General features: G+C 53.1%; 9 protein-coding genes. 8 read left to right on the top strand and 1 reads right to left on the bottom strand.

The features are described from left to right. Positions 1–144 precede the first annotated feature (144 nt). The 7 genes from mreC (at position 145) to ACWAU0_RS03670 (ending at position 8,144) form a co-directional block, all read left to right on the top strand. Positions 145–1,041: a rod shape-determining protein MreC gene (mreC, locus tag ACWAU0_RS03700; protein ID WP_101052071.1), complete on the top strand. Its 897-nt coding sequence runs from the start codon at positions 145–147 to the stop codon at positions 1,039–1,041. Beyond that, the gene (gene mreD / locus ACWAU0_RS03695; protein WP_101052072.1) at positions 1,028–1,516 is read left to right on the top strand and encodes a rod shape-determining protein MreD; all 489 of its coding nucleotides are present in this window, start codon (positions 1,028–1,030) and stop codon (positions 1,514–1,516) included. The genes mreC and mreD overlap by 14 nt, the downstream gene beginning before the upstream one ends. Before the next feature lie 6 nt (positions 1,517–1,522). Next, entirely contained in the window at positions 1,523–3,373 is a 1,851-nt protein-coding gene (gene mrdA, locus ACWAU0_RS03690; protein ID WP_458138343.1) for a penicillin-binding protein 2, read from the top strand. Beyond that, positions 3,370–4,500: a rod shape-determining protein RodA gene (gene rodA, locus ACWAU0_RS03685; protein ID WP_033156057.1), complete on the top strand. Its 1,131-nt coding sequence runs from the start codon at positions 3,370–3,372 to the stop codon at positions 4,498–4,500. Before mrdA ends, rodA begins: the two co-directional genes overlap by 4 nt. A gap of 13 nt (positions 4,501–4,513) precedes the next feature. Further along, positions 4,514–5,494 (top strand): lytic murein transglycosylase B, encoded by a 981-nt coding sequence (gene mltB / locus ACWAU0_RS03680; RefSeq protein WP_458138342.1) that lies wholly within the window; start codon positions 4,514–4,516, stop codon positions 5,492–5,494. A gap of 138 nt (positions 5,495–5,632) precedes the next feature. Beyond that, entirely contained in the window at positions 5,633–7,327 is a 1,695-nt protein-coding gene (locus tag ACWAU0_RS03675) for an FHA domain-containing protein (protein ID WP_458138341.1), read from the top strand. 397 nt (positions 7,328–7,724) lie between these two features. After that, positions 7,725–8,144, top strand: coding sequence for a hypothetical protein (locus ACWAU0_RS03670; protein WP_458138340.1), 420 nt, complete (start codon positions 7,725–7,727; stop codon positions 8,142–8,144). A gap of 757 nt (positions 8,145–8,901) precedes the next feature. Here the strand turns inward: ACWAU0_RS03670 and ACWAU0_RS03665 are convergent. Continuing rightward, positions 8,902–13,335 carry a tetratricopeptide repeat protein gene (locus tag ACWAU0_RS03665; protein WP_458138339.1) on the bottom strand — a complete coding sequence of 1,478 codons (4,434 nt, stop codon included), beginning with the start codon at positions 13,333–13,335 and terminating at the stop codon, positions 8,902–8,904. A 434-nt stretch (positions 13,336–13,769) separates the two neighbouring features. On the opposite strand from ACWAU0_RS03665, the gene ACWAU0_RS03660 reads away from it, so the two are divergent. Then, entirely contained in the window at positions 13,770–17,615 is a 3,846-nt protein-coding gene (locus tag ACWAU0_RS03660; RefSeq protein WP_523070758.1) for a hypothetical protein, read from the top strand. Positions 17,616–17,619: the final 4 nt, after the last annotated feature.

Raw genomic sequence — 17,619 nt, 5'->3', positions numbered from 1 at the left:
CGCGTAAAGCGGCTACAGCGGCCTTTTCTACGAATTTATGCCGCTCGGCACATGAACTGCCCATGAGCGGAGCTTGATTGTTCTTGCTGTCGCGTCGATGGGTGCCGGTCTTGCCCGTCGCGTTTTGATTGTTAGAGGTTTGCCATAAAACTCTTATTTGCCAAAGGCCCTTCACTTAATACCCGCTTACTGGTGGCATTGCTGGTATCAATTTCGATGTTAGTGATTGATTATCGCAGTGAACGCCTGGACCGGTTGCGCTCCTTGTTATCGGTGTTCACCTATCCCTTACAATCGCTGGCCAGTCTACCTGTCGATTTTTATCAGACCGTGTCCGGAACGGTGATTTCTTTTGTGGAGCTGCAAAAGGAAAACCGCCGCTTGAAAGAGGCTCAGTTCGTCAACGATGCGAAATTGTTGAAATTCGCAGCCTTGGAAAAGGAAAACACCCGGCTGCGAATGTTGCTGGAAAACTCCTTTCAGCTGGGCGAACAGGTGCTGGTAGCGGAACTGGTGTCGGTAAAACTGGCGCCTTACGAACACACCGTGGTGGTCAACAAAGGCTCGCGTTTTGGCGTGCATCCGGAACAGCCTGTTTTGGATGCCAACGGCATCGTCGGCCAGGTGGTGCGGGCCTTGCCGTCCAGCTCGGAAGTGATGCTGATCACCGATCCCGACCATGCCGTCCCGGTACAGGTTAACCGCAACGGTTTACGTACCATCGCTTTCGGTACCGGCCAGCCCAATCGTCTGCATTTGCCGTTTCTTGCCAATAACGCGGACATCGTGCCGGGGGATTTGCTGGTTACCTCCGGACTTGGCGGCGTATTTCCGGCCGGTTATCCGGTCGCGGTAGTGGATAAATTCGAAGCCAGGCCAGACAAATCCTTTGCCAATATTTACGCCACGCCCAAGGCGGAATTGGATAAAAGCCGCGAGTTTTTGATCGTCTGGAGTCATTCCACGCCGGTGGTGTTAGGCGAGCAGGGTAAAGCGCCAGCCGAGCCGGAAGCCAAGGAAGCCGAGCATGTCGCGCCTTGATTTTGCCGCTACCATTTACTTCATCGTTACCATAGGCGCGGCGATGGTGCTGCGGGTAATGTCACTGTTTCCCAGTATGGATGTATTCAATCCGGACTGGATTGTATTGGTGTTAATTTATTGGTCCATTGCCTTGCCGGAACGGTTTGGCGTATTCAGCGCTTGGTCGATAGGTTTGTTGACTGACGTATTAACCGGCCGTTTGCTGGGGCAGTACGCCTTGATTTATGCGCTGATTTGCTATTTCAGTATCAACGAGCATCGGCGTTTGCGGCAATTTCCGATGGTGCAGCAATGCTTGTTTGTGTTTTTGTGCTTGTTTGCATCGCAGAGCATTATTTTCGGCACCGAAAGCATGCAAGCCGGCAATCGCCTATCCCTGGCGTTTTGGTATCCGGTGTTATCCGGCACCTTGGTGTGGCCGCTGGTGTTTGTGGTGCTGCGTTATATCCGGGTAATGGCACGCATCGTCTAACGGAGCATGGATAGAAAATTCGCCATTAAAGATCCGCTCGCCGAAAGTCGCTTATTTTTAAGCCGCATCGTCGCGGCGTTTATCTTGATCCTGTTTTTGATCGCCGGTTTGGTTACCCGTTTGGTGTATTTGCAGGTGGTTGGCCACGAGCACTACGCAACCTTATCCAAGGACAACCGCATCAAGATTTCGCCGCTGCCACCCACCCGTGGCGTGATTTACGACCGCAAGGGCCGGATGCTCGCAGAAAACGTGCCCACCTACAGTTTGGAACTGATCCCGGAGCAGATCGAAAATCTTGACGACACCCTAGTCAGGCTACAGAAGCTGCTGGACATTTCCGAAGAAAAAATCGATCTGTTTCAAAAGCAGCGTAAGCGCAACAAATCCTTCACCAGTACGCCGTTACTGCAGAATCTGAGCGACGAGGAAGTCGCTAAATTTGCCGTGGTCAGGCCGTATTTCCCTGGTGTCGATGTCTACGCCCGCTTGGTGCGCCATTATCCTTACGGCGACTTGGCTTCTCATGTGGTCGGCTATGTCGGTCGGATTAACGAGAAGGAAATGCAAACCTTACCACTGGCCAAATATCGCGGTACCAACCACATCGGCAAAACCGGCATCGAAAAAACCTATGAAGAGCATTTGCTGGGCACCGCCGGTTACGAGGAAATAGAAACCAATGCGCAGGCCAGGGCCGTCAATACTGTAGCGACGGTGGAGCCGGTGGCCGGGTCCAATATCTACCTGACGCTGGACATCGATTTGCAAAAAATCGCCTACGATGCCTTGTCGGAATACAACGGCGCGGCGGTGGCGATTGAAATCAAAACCGGCGGGGTGCTGGTGTTCGCCAGCCGGCCCGGTTTCGATCCCAATCCGTTTGTTTCCGGGATTTCCGGCAAGGAATACAAGGCTTTGCAGGACTCGCCGGATCAACCTTTATACAACCGAGCCTTGCGCGGCCAGTATCCGCCGGGTTCCACCGTCAAGCCGTTTCTAGGCTTGGCCGGTCTGGAATATGGCGTCACCGATTTTAACCACCGTTTGTTCTGTCCGGGTTATTACAAGCTGCCGAATGTCGATCACAAGTATCGCGACTGGAAAAAGTGGGGGCACGGCATGGTGGATATGAACGAGGCGATTACCCAGTCTTGCGACGTGTATTTTTACGACCTGGCCTTAGCATTGGGTATCGATAAGATGCACGACTTTATGGACAAATTCAGTTTCGGCCGAAAAACTGGGATCGATTTGGTTGGCGAAGTCGATGGTTTGATGCCGTCCAAAGAATGGAAAAAACATTACCGTAGCCAGGCCTGGTTTCCGGGCGAAACGCTGATTACCGGGATTGGTCAGGGTTACACGCAAGCCACGCCGCTGCAGTTGGCTCACGCTACTGCTACGCTGGCTAACTACGGCAAAGTGATCACACCGCATTTGGTGCACAGTATCATCAGCGCTGATTACGCGGACATGATAGGCGGTAAAGCCGATGCGCTAATTCCGCTGAAAACCCAAAACGTCGATAACATCATCAAAGGCATGACCAATGTGGTACACGGAGCTAGAGGGACAGCCGGCAGCTTGGCTAAGGCCATTACCTATCAAATTGCCGGCAAGACCGGTACCGCGCAGGTGTTTACCATCAAGCAGGAGGAGAAATACAACGAGGACGCCATCGATTTTAAAATGCGCGACCATGCTTTGTTCATAGCCTTTGCGCCAGTCCACGACCCGCAAATTGCGGTGGCGATTATCGCCGAGCACGGCGGCCACGGCGGCTCGGTAGCGGCGCCGATTGCCGGCGAAATTATCGATGCCTATCTGAATCAAAAAAAGGAGCCGCAGCCATGAGAACCGAAATGCGCAATGAGCAGTTTCAGCCGCCATCGCTGCTGGGTAATTTACTCAGAAAGCTGCATATCGACATCCCATTGTTTATCGGTTTGTTGCTGATTTGCGCGACCAGTTTTGTGATCTTATACAGCGCCGGCGGGCAAGAAGTGCCCTTGTTGATTCGGCATGCCACCCGCATGGGTTTCGCCATTTTATTGATGATCGTGTTGGCGCATATCAACCCGCGACGTTTCCAAAGTTTTTCGGTGGCCTTGTTCTCGATTTGCGTGTTGTTGTTACTGGCAGTGGCGGTGATGGGACAGATCAGTATGGGGGCGCAGCGTTGGTTGGATCTGGGTTTCTTTCGTTTTCAACCGTCCGAATTTACCAAAATCAGTGCGCCGATGATGGTGGCCTGGTATCTCTCGGAACGGGCCTTGCCGCCCAAGCCCAAGCATGTATTAGGCGCGGCGACGCTTTTGATAGTGCCGGTTTTGCTGATCGCGAAGCAGCCGGATTTGGGAACCTCCTTGCTGGTAGCCAGCTCCGGGGCGGCGGTGTTGTTCTTCGCCGGCTTGTCGTGGTGGTTCATGCTAGGCATTGTGGCTTTACTGGCGTCCTTGACCCCGGTGTTGTGGCATTTCATGCGCGACTATCAGCGCAACCGCGTATTGACGTTTATGAACCCGGAAGCGGACCCCATGGGCGCCGGTTACCATATCATTCAATCCAAGATTGCCATCGGTTCCGGTGGCATCAACGGCAAGGGCTGGCTGGGCAGTAGTCAGGCGGAACTGGATTTTTTACCGGAAAGCTCCACGGACTTTATCTTTGCGGTGTTTGCCGAGGAGTTTGGCTTGTTCGGCTGCGTCGGTCTGCTGGTTTTGTATCTGCTGGTCATCAGCCGGTGTTTCTACATTGCCGTGCAAGCCCAGGATACCTACTCGCGCTTGTTAGCCGGCAGTTTGGCCTTTACTTTTTTTGTCTACGTTTTTGTGAATATCGGCATGGTGATCGGCGTGTTGCCGGTGGTCGGCGTGCCGCTACCATTGATTAGCTACGGCGGCACCTCGATGGTGACCTTGATGGCCGGCTTCGGTATTCTGATGTCCATCCATACCCATCGTAAATTACTACCTGTTTAATTGGCTTATGAAAATGAATAAAAACCTATCAGCCTGGCTGTTGGCCGCCACCTTATTCGCTGCTGGTTCGGCATCGGCTGAAATCGCCGAAACCGACAGCTTCAAGCAATTCATCCACAACATGGTCAAGCAGCAGCATTTCAACGAAGCTGAATTGCGGACTTTGTTCAAGGCTGCGCAAATCCAGCAGCCGATTTTGGATGCGATGTCCAAGCCGGCGGAAGGCAAGCCCTGGTTTCAGTATCGTGAGATATTCATGACCGAGGCGCGGATCGCCGGTGGCGTGCAGTTCTGGAAAGACAACGAGGCCGCGTTGAAAGCCGTGGAAAGCCAATACGGCGTACCGGCGGAAATCATCATCGCCATCATCGGCGTGGAAACCAAATACGGCGCGCATACCGGCAAATATCGGGTGATCGATGCGCTGGCTACCTTGGGTTTTGCCTATCCGCCGCGCAGCGAATTCTTCCTGAAGGAACTGGAGCAATTTCTGGTGCTGGCCCGCGAAGAGCATATGGACCCTCTGCAACCCATGGGGTCTTACGCCGGGGCGATGGGTTTGCCGCAATTCATGCCCAGCAGTTTTCGCGGCTACGCCAAGGATTTTGACCTGGACGGCAAACGGAATATCTGGACCAACAGCGCCGATGCGATTGCCAGCGTGGCAAATTATTTTGTACGCAACCAGTGGCGACCGGGCGGGGCTGTTGCCTACCCGGTCAGTGCCCGCGGCGAAGCCTATCGGCAAGCATTGAGCAAGGGCGTCAAGCCGGATACGAATGTCGGCGAATTGCGCCGCTTAGGCGTGGATATTCCTACGCAATTAGCCGCCAGCGAAACCGTCAAACTGTTGGCTTACCAGCAACAGGTTGGCGAAGATTTATGGGTGGGCCTGCATAACTTTTATGTTATCACCCGCTATAACCACAGCCCGCTTTACGCTATGGCGGTGTATCAACTCAGCCAGGCCATTGCCGCCCGCAAGGCCTCATAAGCACGACACGCATTGTTGGGCTATGCTTGCTCGGCATTGGCGAAACTAAACTTGCCGGGGTTGACGGCGGTGGTGCCATTTTTGATTACAGACTGATAAGCAGGCCTGGCGCCAGCGCTGCAGCGATGAGGCAAGTTGATGGAAGACGATAAAACCGTTTTCATGGGAGTCAGTCCGTTTAAAGCACCGGAAGTAGATGCCGATCACACCGTATTGGCCAGGCCGGAAACGCTTCTGGTGGAGTTGCTGAATATCAGCGGACAAGTGATCGCCAACTATGCTTTTGAAAACAGTTTCAGCGTCGGGCGGGCCCAAGATAACTCGGTGGTCGTCAACGATCAATCCATCAGCCGGCATCATTTGCAAATCAAGCGCGAAGCGGACGGCTGGTGGCTTTATGATTTAAACAGTACGCACGGCGTGTATCTGGATAAGCAAAGATTGGCCGCCAAAACCAAGTTGCATTTGCCGGTGTTGTTGGGTCTGGGCGTTTCACCGTTTGAACTAAAAATCGCCTCGGCAAATGCAAGACCCGTTTTGCCCACGCCTAAAGACGACGCCACTTTATTTGCCGCCGCGCAAACGCCGGTTTTAAATCAGCCCATAGCCCCACTACCCAAGCCGCAACAGAATTTATCTGCCGACGCCATCAAAAATCGCCTGTTGTCCGAAGAAGAATCGGCGGATATGGGCGATTACACGCGCATGGTGCGGCGGGTGATCCGCGAGGATAGAACCGTCAGAACCAAAAACTATAAAAAACTGATTTGGTTTTTGGGAATCTTGTTTGTAATAGCCGCCGGCTTGGTCACTTACCAATACCTGGCGCTGGACAATGCCCGTAAGCTGGCGATCAATATGTTTTATGACGTCAAAACCCTAGAAGTCAATTTGTCGCAAGCCGATATTCGCTTGGCGGAAAATATCGAATCTCTGGGTAAGGCTCTGGAGGAGTTAAAGGACGAAAAACTAAAGGTCTCGCAGGAGCGCATCAGAGCCGAGCAGGCGAAAATTCTGGAAGAAAAAAAACGCCTGGCCGAGGAACGGCAGAAGCTGAAGCTGATGAAAGCCAAGTATCAGGAATACCTGAAAGAAATCGATTTTCTACGCCTGAGCTTTCCGACCGACGAACAATACGAACGTGAGTTAATCACTCGTGTGGTCAGAGGCTTTGGCGAAAGCGAATTGGAACTGCCTGAAGAATTTGTCACGCAAGTGCGGCAATACATCAAAAATTGGCAGGATACCGGCAGATTGCGCCTGGCTATTAAAAACATGCAAGACAACCAATACGGCCCGATGGTGCTGGAAGCCTTGGATAAGGAAGGTCTGCCCGCTTATTTTATCTATTTGCCGCTGCAGGAAAGCAATTACGACACGAAAGCGATAGGGCCGGAAACGCGCTTTGGCATTGCCAAGGGTGCCTGGCAATTCTTAGCCACCACCGGCCAGGAATACGGTTTACTGCCCGGACCGCTAGCAAATGTCAGAGAATACGACGAGCAGGATGCGCGTTTTGATTTTGCGCAGGCCACCCAAGCTGGCGCCAAATACCTGAAATACATCTACAGCAAGCAGGCGCAGGCATCGGGCTTGTTGGTGATGGCCAGTTATAACTACGGCCACAATAAGGTACGCGGGATGGTGGAAAAAATGCCGGATAACCCGCGCGACCGCAACTTCTGGAAATTCATCCAGCAATACGAAATTCCAGTAGAAACCTATGATTACGTGTTTTACATCGTCTCGGCGGCGGTGATAGGCGAAGACCCTAAGCATTTCGGTTTCGACTTCAGCCCTCCACTGTTACAAATATCTCAGGCCGTTAATTGATAGGTCTGATTTAATTCGGTAGCTTCGATAACACTGGGTATGTTGCAGCACACAAGCTTGGGCTTGAACCTAGCGGCATATTCCGATGCGGAACGCCGGCCGTAAACTTCCGGCGTCATACAGACACTTTGTACTGGTCAGTGGCAATGCGGGGTGGTTCATCGGAGCCTTCGGAACGCTTGACGGAGACGGAAAGCTTTCCAACGTTTCCGCAATCGATGTCTATCCGTTTGCCGCCCCCAAGAACTTCGGATACTGGGCTGGCGCTGGACCGGTTAATCCTTGAAGTCCAGAAATACCTTTGTTATGGCTATCAAAGCGAGCCATTACTTCGGCAATACAGCGCTTATTGGTAGACCCCATTCAATTCTCTACCCACCACCACAAGGAAACAAAGATGAGTATGACGCTTTGGTTGAATATCCGTAACGGCGAAACTTACGAGAGCAACGGCGAAGATCATTCCGCTGTCTTCTACCTGCAAGAGCCACTGGATGCGTTGGCTGACAAACTCAATGTCACCCCGCTTAGCGCCTTTTATGATGATACTGACGTTCGCTATAACATGGACGAAACCGGCGAGTTTGAAGACTGCGAAGAAGGCTGGTCGGCATCAGTCGCCAATTGGTTTCCGGCCGCAGCCGTATTGTCTTCGGTATCCGTGATATTGGACCACCTGCAAACCAATCCTAACGCGCTAACGACCGCGGACGGCTGGAAGCAAGACGATGCCATTGACGAGCTTACCGATTTTAGGTCTGAGCTTGAGCGTGTCGCAGCGCAGTCAAGCATGGTCCATCTATGTATCGTCATGTGACGCCTAGCCTGGTAATCAAACGGACCTGCGCAAAAAAAAGTGCAGATCCGTTATTTCTAAGGTCGATCCAAAGGCGTCCGAATGGCCGACTAAAGCGGAAATTTGTGCCGCTGTTTGACACCATGGTACCTGTAAGGATGTGGCGGCTCCCGGGCTGGGCTCGGGCGATTTACAATCGATCAAGAACAAAGTAGATGCTGACTGATCAAATTCGACTCGAAGTAGCCAATGACCATGAATTTGAACAGACAAGAACAGACCGATAAGATGCCTTCAATTATTATTCAAGTCAGACACCATGCAAGGCCGTAAAGCGCAAATAACCAAAGCGTTGCGCCAAATGCTCGAAGGCCAAAATTCGGCGTAATACGGCTACCGCCTATTAAGTCCTGCGTGGGCTGGCATAACAAGCGAGGCCGAGAGAACGCATTAAAACAACTAAAAGCCAAACCGTATCATCTGCGCCAAACCAGCATATCGGTCCGCGCGTGGCGGATGGCAAGAAGCCCAATGCTGAACACGGTGCTCAATAAGTCATTGGGTTCAACCGCCGGATTCGGAAAACCTCAAGTCCGGTGGTGTGGTAGAGGTGACCGGCGCAATGCCCGTCATCCCGTGCCGATCATCATCTTAACTTAACGGCATTGTCCTTGCCGAACGGAATATTTATTCCGTTCGTAACGGTTTACTCGCGTGGATTGCCGACTTAAAACGTTGGGGACGGATTTACAAAACCCGTCTCGCTCACGGCGGCAAGTTAGGCCAAATTGGTTGACTGGGGCCATGAAAAGCCCAATCGTGCCGCCACGGTTTCCAGCCATTTTGGTAAGCGGTCTTGGCGTTGCCGGGTAAACTGTTGCCAGACATCCAGCCAGTTTTGCTCAGGCAGTGCCTCGGCGTCGTATTGAGCTAACCAAGCACAAACACATAAAAACTCGGCGCGATTATTTTGCTGATCTGACTTGGTCAGTTGCGACCAGAGGGCGATGGCTCGCTGAAACTGCTGAGCGGCATTTTGGCTTAAACAGCCTTGCACAAAACGCCCATAAAACAGACAGACGGGTTGTTTGTGTATGGCAATAAAATCCGGTAATTGATCAATTTGCTCAAATTCTAGGCTAACCGAAGCAGTCGATAAGCTCAGCCATTCAGCAAATAACCAATAACATTGAACATTAAAGTGGTCGATGTTAAATCGTTGCGGGGTTTTCAGCGCCAAGCGTTCAAGAATTGTCAGCGCCTGCCGGGCATAGTCTACCGCCTCGTCGTTCCGGCCTAAATCACCGAGGCGATTCGCATAATTGCTGAGCGACATAGCGTAATCCGGCTCAAACCGATCCGGTCTTTGTTGCACCAAGCGTTCATAGATTGCCAGCGCCTGCTGGGCATAGTCTGTCGCCTCATCGTTCCGGCCTAAATCACCGAGACGATTCGCATAGTTGCTGAGCGACAGGGCGTAATCCGGCTCAAACCGATCCGGTCTCTGTTGCGCCAAGCGTTCGTGGATTTCCAGCGCCTGCTGGGCATAGTCTGCCGCCTCGTCGTTCCGGCCTAAATCACTCAGGCGATTCGCATAATTGTTCAGCGAGTTGGAGTAACCCGGCTCAAATCGATCCGGTCTTTGTTGTGCCAAGCGTTCACGGATTGCCAGCGCCTGCTGGGCATAGCCTGCGGCCTCATCGTTCCGGCCTAAATCACCCAGGCAATTCGCATAATTGTTCAGCGAGTTGGCGTAACCCGGCTCAAATCGATCCGGTCTTTGTTGCACCAAGCGTTCACGGATTGCCAGCGCCTGCTGGGCATAGCCTGCGGCCTCATCGTTCCGGCCTAAATCACTCAGATGACTCGCATAGTTGCTGAGCGATACAGCGTAATCTGGCTCAAATCGATCCGGTCTTTGTTGCGCCAAGCGTTCACGGATTGCCAGCGCCTGCTGGGCATAGTCTGCCGCCTCGTCGTTCCGGCCTAAATCACTCAGATGACTCGCATAGTTGCTGAGCGATACAGCGTAATCTGGCTCAAATAGATCCGGTCTTTGTTGCGCCAAGCGTTCACGGATTGTGAGCGCCTGCAGGGCATAGCCTGTCGCCTCATCGTTCCGGTCTAAATTCATCAGGTGACTCGCATAGTTGCTGAGCGACATAGCGTAATCTGGCTCAAATCGATCCGGTCTTTGTTGCGCCAAGCGTTCGTGGATTACCAGCGCCTGCTGGGCATAGCCTACCACTTCAATGTTCTGGCCTAAATCACTCAGGTGACTAGCATAGTTGTTGAGCGAAAGGGCGTAATCAGGCTCAAATTGGACTTGGTCGCGCTGTATAAGTTGTTTGAAGACTTGTAAAGCTTGGCCTCCAAAATTAACAGCATCAATGGCTTTACCTAACCGAGAGGCATCCACAGCTAGACTACGCAAATCAGCAGCATGCTTAGACAATAACTGAATATCAGTTGGTTTTTTTTGTAGTTTATGCGCTGATTTTTCTTTGATGAAAAAAGCCACTTCATAGGCTAATTCCGCTAAACAAAGTGATTCGTGTTCGAAGCGGTTTTCCAATAACCCCGCCGCTTGGCTTTTTTGTTGTAGCGTTAATTGTTGGAAAGCTTGCTGCGCCAGATTAGGCAAACGACTTTGCGTTTGCACGGCAACATCTACCAGTTCCAAACAGCAGGCGACGAAATTGCTTTGCATGGCTTGAATCAACACGCCATCCAATTCCGGCGCATGCAGACTCAATCGCGCCAAAATTGTCAGCGCATGCTGTTGAACCGTCTTTTCGGCGGAGTTACCTAAAACCACGTTGAGCAAATCCAGGCAGGTTGTTGGTTGCAGGCTTTGCGCAACCAGCGCTTCGCCGAATATGTCGGGCTGGATGCTTTGTAAGCCTTGCGTACCGGGATACAGTGGCTCTAATTGCTTGAATAGATGACTAAAAACGGGCTGGGAGATCAAGCCCGGTTTGGCTTTGGCGTAATACTCGTAAGCCTGTTTCGGGGTTTTGAAGCCGTTGCTTAATGTGGTTAGTGCCAGCAAGTCCAGGGCGTGTTGTTGTGGATTGATTAAGTCCAACGCCTTGAGCGTTTCCAGCCAATAACGCCGTTCGTGATTCAGCAACGATTGGGTTAAGCCGATTGCGGTGGAGGGGCGTTCACCGTATAGCGCCAACAGCGCTGCCATTTGTAGATACAGCGGTTTGGCAAAATGTTCGCCGCTTAGATCAGGGATGCCCGCCGGGATTTGCCGGCCGGTGGCGGTTGCGTAGGCCACTAACGCATTTTTATAGGCTTGTTGGCGGCTGTTTTGATCCAGATAGAGCTCTGGCAACACGTATGGTCCGGAGGTGGCATAACCGTTTAATAGTGCTTCGCATTCGGCGTCTTTGCTGGGCAGTTGATCCCACCACTCGCCACCACCACGCGCCAGTAATAACAAGCGAACCGGATGTGGGTATTCCGCTTTGAGCCGGGCTTTAAGCAGGTTTAATAAGGTTTCCTGACGGGTTTCCGCGTAATCAATCACGATAAGCAGCGGTTTTTGTGCGGTTTGCAACTTGGCCCAGGTTTGTGCCGAATCTTCACGACTGAGAAAGCCGCAATGCCAGCCGCTGTTCATGCGTTGTTGGCACAATTCAATCGCCAAGCGGGTTTTGCCCAAGCCACCGGCGCCCGTCAGCAAGCGAGTTTTGATGGGGTAATCGTTGCCATCTTGGTTATCCAGCCATGCGTTGAGCGTATCCAACTCGGTTTGGCGGCCCGGATCAAACGGAACCAACGCAAAATCGGCGCGGAGCATCTGGCTTTCGGCATAGCCTAAATCGGCGCGCCATTGTTTGACGGGTAGCGTCAGTGGCGAATCGCTAAATGGTTGTTGTGGGCTACTGAGTTGTGGCGGTTGCGCAGTCGCTGTCTCTAGCTTGGGGCTGCCTTTTTCGATGTGCCACTTAAAACATGCTTTTGCAATTTCTTCCACACAGGCCGACCAGGTGTAGGCTGCTAAATCGGTTTTCAGCTTGTGGGCTTTTTGTTTGGCGGCGTCAACGTCCACCGCAATTTTGATTAACGCTGTTGCGACGTTGGCTAGGTCGTCATCGTGGAAAAACGGGGTTTCGGTTTTGCCGCGAACCTGTGTGGGATAGACAAATCCGTCAAGCCCTCGTTGTTTAAGCAGTTGGTAGACACCGCTTTGCGTACTGATAATCAACGGCACGCACGCGGCAATCGCTTCCCACGCCACCAAACCAAAACCTTCGTGCCAGGAGGGCATCATGGCCACGCAGGCAGACTTTAAGTCGTTGTATAGCTCTGCTCGATCTTGGGTATAGGGTAGTGCGTGTAAGGTGATGACTTGATCAGCGTAGCTTTCAGCAAATTGCAGTAACTCTTGTTCCGGGTTGGTAGATTGGCTTTGGTTGTAATCAAGGCGTGATTCAAAATCGACGCCGCGTAAAACCAGCTTTGGCTGATTAATCAGTTTTTCTGGGGCTTGGTTGTTTTGCGCTTGTTTTATTGCTTTAGCAAATGCGGCAATTCCGAGGTGCGCTTGTTTGATACGGGCAGCATCATCACTCAAACGGCCACTAATAAAGGCGCTGAATTTTTGTGGGGTGTTGTTGCGCGGGTCAATTTCAGCCAAGCCTGGAATGATTTGATGAACTTGTTCGGGTTTGACGTCAACCAAGTCGCAAAGCGCAGTGTGCAAGCTTGGGCCAACCGCTAAACACAAGTCGGCTTGCTTAAATATCGCTCCTTGGTCAGTTGATTTGCTGTGCGCTGAGTGTGAGTCTTCGGCGTAAGCTTCGTAGGCTGCATAGCTCATGTGGTGAATCAGCGCAGAGCGACCACCGAATTGCTTGGCCGCTTGGAGTGCTGCGCGACCACTGATTCGGTCATGACCGAGCCAGATGGTTAATTCTGGGGTTAGCGGGATGCCTTGTTTGGCGAGTTCGTCGATGGCGGTGTTGGCTTGCTGGTCTGTGAATAGCTTGTCACTCGGTGGGTAAGGAAGTGTTACTAGGGTGACATTGGCATTTTTGGCATCGGCAATTTCAGCCTCTGTGGTACTGGAAACAATGCAAATGACCTGAAGCTGTGTGGGATAGGCGACGCCGAAGGCACTTAAAAAGTCGGTGTTAAAGGCGTTGATTCCACCGAATTTACTGCCCCATTGAGTGGCAAAAGCAATTAGTGAGTGCATTGTGTTCTCATGACATTCCTTAGTCTGCCTAGTATACAACGCTAGACTTTCTCGGCGGGAAGGGCTTTGCAAGTCCATACCAAACGTTTCACGGCGCCTCGCCGCTACTTTGCCTCCTGAATCAAATGATTCGCTTCAATTAAAGCACTCCCAAACGTTTCGGACGATGAAAACGCCCCGTCCGGCATTGAGGCTTTCGGTGAAGCCACGATTCGGAAGTCGGCGGAGTCCGGGTGAGGTCTTGCAATCAAGCAGATATAGCTAAACTCTCAGGCAGCAAACCATCCAACTTCGGTCACTGATGGTCGAAACGCAGCAGTCCGCTACTGGCCGAAGTCTGTCTTCCCTCGTAAGCCAACATTAAAAGGTTAAGGCCTAATCTGTAATTCCATTAGGCGATACCCTATTAGGCTTTACTGTTTCGGCACAACACCTTGTCATTAGTCCTCGGGCTAAAGAATTTGCGTCAGCCAATATCTATCGGCGGTGCCGGTCAAGCTAAAGCGGAAATTTTTGTCGTGCTGTTTTATCATGGTGCCGACAAGGATGTGTTCGCTCCCGAGCTGGTCTCGGGTGTTTTTGACCGACAAGGATTTGCGATGCCTCCCTGCGCTGTATTCATTCGGCTGTTTTCGGCCTCTACTTGTTTCATTTTTCCCTGTCTGCTGGCAATAGCCGTTCCTGGTGCGAGCCAGGCCGGATTAAATGACGCAACTCATAATCTCCCCATTAATCCCACGCCGCAGCACCCGGCCTTCTTGCTTGAGTTGGGCAGTGCGCCTTCTGCACTATCTCATACCCTGCCCGGTGTCCAGATCGTGCAAGGCCAAGCGCTGCCGGAACCGCAAGCCGGCGTCAGTTGGCAAGTCGAGCCTGATGCCGTCAACGTACTGCATGCCGGATTTGGCGCATGGCTCGCTGCTTTTCGTTTCAACTTAACCCAGCCTGTGGCGGGTGATTTTAAATTTTGGGCGCGCTGGCGGCAGGGCGGCGATCCAAATGTTTGCGTACAGACTTTTGAAGTCTGGGCGGGACCTGATGCCCGCCGGTTGGCGTTGCGCGGCAGCTTTGCGCTGAAACCCGGCGGCTGGGAATACGCCTGGATGACCGGTGATAAGCCGGTGCCACTGAAAGCCGGTGATACCGTGATCGAAATTCGCAACAGCGGCAATGGTCACGATGCCAAAGTGTTCGATGCGTTTTTGTTGGCTCCGCCGTGGGCGGCGTTGCCCTGGGAGGGTCGTGCGGATCAACCGGCAGTGTTGTTGGAATTAGGCAAGGCGCCAATCTTGGCGGCGTTGCCCAAGCCGCGCTATCTCGACGTTGTGACTGGCAGCGCCACGGCGGGCCGCAATACCGGCGCACTGGCCATCGAGCAGGATGAAGCATTATTGTTTCATCAAGGGTTTGGCGATTGGGGCGGTAGTTTTCGTTTTGCATTGCCGGCAGCCCTTAAGCCCGGGGAATATCGATTGCTAGCCCGCTATAAAAGCGGCGGCGAAGTGTCTCAGGTCAAACAACACTTTATCGTCAAGGCCGGTGCAAAACCTGAAGAACTGGCGACTCGCAGCGAGTTTGCCCTGACTAACAACACCCCATGGGAATACCAATGGTTGCCGGCATCTGCCGGCGTGACATTGTTGCCTGGCGACCGCTGGCTGGACATCGAAAATAGCGGCAAGGCTGACGGGGCCAAGGTTTTCGACGCATTTTTATTGATACTTAGTAAGCCGCTTGGCGAGTGGATGTCCGCCGATCAGGCGCAGGTCAGAAATCGCTTCCTGGCGTTGACCAAACCTGCTGCCGGCCCGCGACGCCTGTATCTGTTGGATGGCAAGGGCGAGCATGCCGAGATGTTGTTTGGCGGCTTGGCTGCGGATGCGGCGCGACCGGTCTATGAAAATTTGCCGGTCACTTATTTGCTCGGCCCCGCAGCCGAAGCGATGGCCGGGCAGTTAAATATTAAGACTCTGCCCGCCGCAGTAATCGCCGACGACCATTTCACCGTGCTCGGCGTCTTGACTCAACCGGCCGCAGCAGCGGAGGTGCTCAAGTTTCTGGCTGAACCAGGCAAATTCGGCACTATGCCGATACCCGCCCAAGTGAATCCCCTGCCGCCGACACCGTTGCAAAACGGTGTGCCAATGGCTTGGCTGGTCGGCGGTTTGCAGGACGGCCAAGCCGGCGTATCGGTGTTTGGCCTGGATACGGAAACTATCTTACGGCCCAACCCTCAGCAAGCCTATCTGAGCCTGGAAATGATGGGGGGCAAAATGCGCGATTGGCGCATCGCGCCAACCCAGGCCAACGATGAGGCCGACATTGAAGCCAGCACGGCACATGCCTATGGTTGGTCGCGCGGCACCGGCTATGCGCAGCTTTACATTCATGCCCAGCAAGCAACGCCAACGCTGTTGCATCTCAGGCAATCCGGTATCAAATCCGCCGGCTGGCTGGATGGTCAATCTATTACGTTTACTGATGATCCAAGCCCACCCGCCGGCTTTACCAAATCTATGGGTGCTCAAGCCAAAACGCTATTGCATGGCTTGACCACCGAAGGCTTGCTGGCCACCGCCAGCGCCGAGCGCATGCAATCGCCGCAAGTGGCGACGCTAAACCTGACTCCTGGCTGGCATAGCCTGCTGCTGAAACTGGTAATGCAACATGAGCAAGGACAGCGCTTTTATTTCTCCGGGGTATTCACCGATCCAGCCGGACAGACATCGGCAGGCTTGACAACCCAAGTTAGCGATCCCGATGCCGATCTGGCTTTACAAAGGATTGCCACAAAGTTACGGCCTATCGTGTTCGTTGATGCACCTGCCAACCTGCTGCATCCAGGGGATGCGGTGAAGTTAAAAGTGGATTTACGCTGGCAGCCGATTTTGGAAGAAACGACTTTAGCGGCGCCGCTACTGCGCTTTCCGGCAAAATGTCGTCTGCGCCTGGTGGATTACAGCGGCAAACAAATTGCCGAAAGTGAAGTCAGCGATACCTTTCCCGGTCAGGTCAAAGCCGATTTTGGCAAGCTTCTTGAGCCGGGCTATTACGCAGTCTATCCGTCCTTGTATACGACCGACGGTCGCTTGATCATGCATTATCCGGCCGACGGTTTTAGTGTGGTCGGCGGTAATGCCGCCCAAAAGCAACGGCTGGCGCAAAAGAAGCTCTGGAACAACGATTATTACGCGCTGGCCGACGGGGACAAAAGTTTCAGGCAGTCTGGCGGCTATTTTGCTTGGCTGGAACGGATGGGGATTTTCAGAAGCTACGGCACCTATCCGGGTTTTGCTCCCGACTATAAGCCGCTGTGGGAACAAGCCAAACAGCGCGGCTTGCAGGTATTTGCCGATTCCTCAGGCGACAGCAATTGGTTGAACGACAAGCCTAACGACGGCCAAAACTTTATCCATTCGGCGGCGGCTTACACTCGCTATTTCAAAGCCACAAACGAAATAGACATCCGCCATGAAGCCGATTGGCAAGCGCTGCGCGAGCCGGCGCATTGGGTCGAACGAGCGAAATGGGAATATCAACAAGCCCATCAAGCCCGCAGCGATGCGCATGTTGTCGGCGGCAGTTTGGTCAGGCCGGGCGAGGGCGATTGGTTTAAACAGGTATTGCAATTGGGTTTGGACAACTACCACGACGCTTGGGACGTGCACGCCTATCCGCAGCAGCCGCCGCGTTTTGGCGGGCCGATTGGTAATGGTTCCAACGAAGATGAGCGGGGCGTGCTGGCAAGCTATGCCAGCCTGGGCCGCAGCAACAAATTGCCGTTCTGGCTTGGCGAAACCGGTGCCAAGGCCATGCACGGTTTCAGCGGCCGGCGCTGGCAGGCCGAGCAGGTGGCGAAAATCATCGCCTGGGTCAACAGCCGTCAGGATTATCTGGGTGTAGCGTTTTGTATTGCCCACGAATATGACCTGGCTTACGGCCGAATCTGGGACTATTCCTTAGGCCATAAGCCCGGCGAAGCGGCCATGTATACCGCCGGCGCGCTGATCGACGGTTGGCCTTATCGAGCCGTCGATACCCACGACTATAAGGTCCAGGCTGCCTATTTCGGCGAGACTTTGATGATCTGGCGAACAGATGACGCCCGCAGTGACTGGCCAATACGGCTGGATCCGAGCAAAGCCTGGGTGGGGGTGGATGTTGTCGGGCAAGTGCGGGAGCTGGCCGTCGACAATGTGGGCCAGGCCATCGTCTCAATTTCCTCCAGCCCCACGTATGTATTATTGCGGGCGCATTATCTCCAGGCGATTGCCGATTGACGGA

Source organism: Methylomonas sp. Uni0009 (assembly GCF_054188105.3).
The sequence above is the reverse complement of the archived record's forward strand: the minus strand, read 5'-3'. Positions and strand labels throughout refer to the sequence as shown.

What these genes read in the sequence shown, in the direction of transcription:
- ACWAU0_RS03670 (WP_458138340.1), top strand. Translation starts at nt 7,725, where the DNA reads ATGAGTATGACGCTTTGGTTGAATATCCGTAACGGCGAAACTTACGAG.
- ACWAU0_RS03665 (WP_458138339.1), bottom strand. Translation starts at nt 13,335, where the DNA reads ATGCACTCACTAATTGCTTTTGCCACTCAATGGGGCAGTAAATTCGGT.
- mltB (WP_458138342.1), top strand. Translation starts at nt 4,514, where the DNA reads ATGAATAAAAACCTATCAGCCTGGCTGTTGGCCGCCACCTTATTCGCT.
- mreD (WP_101052072.1), top strand. Translation starts at nt 1,028, where the DNA reads ATGTCGCGCCTTGATTTTGCCGCTACCATTTACTTCATCGTTACCATA.
- ACWAU0_RS03675 (WP_458138341.1), top strand. Translation starts at nt 5,633, where the DNA reads ATGGAAGACGATAAAACCGTTTTCATGGGAGTCAGTCCGTTTAAAGCA.
- rodA (WP_033156057.1), top strand. Translation starts at nt 3,370, where the DNA reads ATGAGAACCGAAATGCGCAATGAGCAGTTTCAGCCGCCATCGCTGCTG.
- mrdA (WP_458138343.1), top strand. Translation starts at nt 1,523, where the DNA reads ATGGATAGAAAATTCGCCATTAAAGATCCGCTCGCCGAAAGTCGCTTA.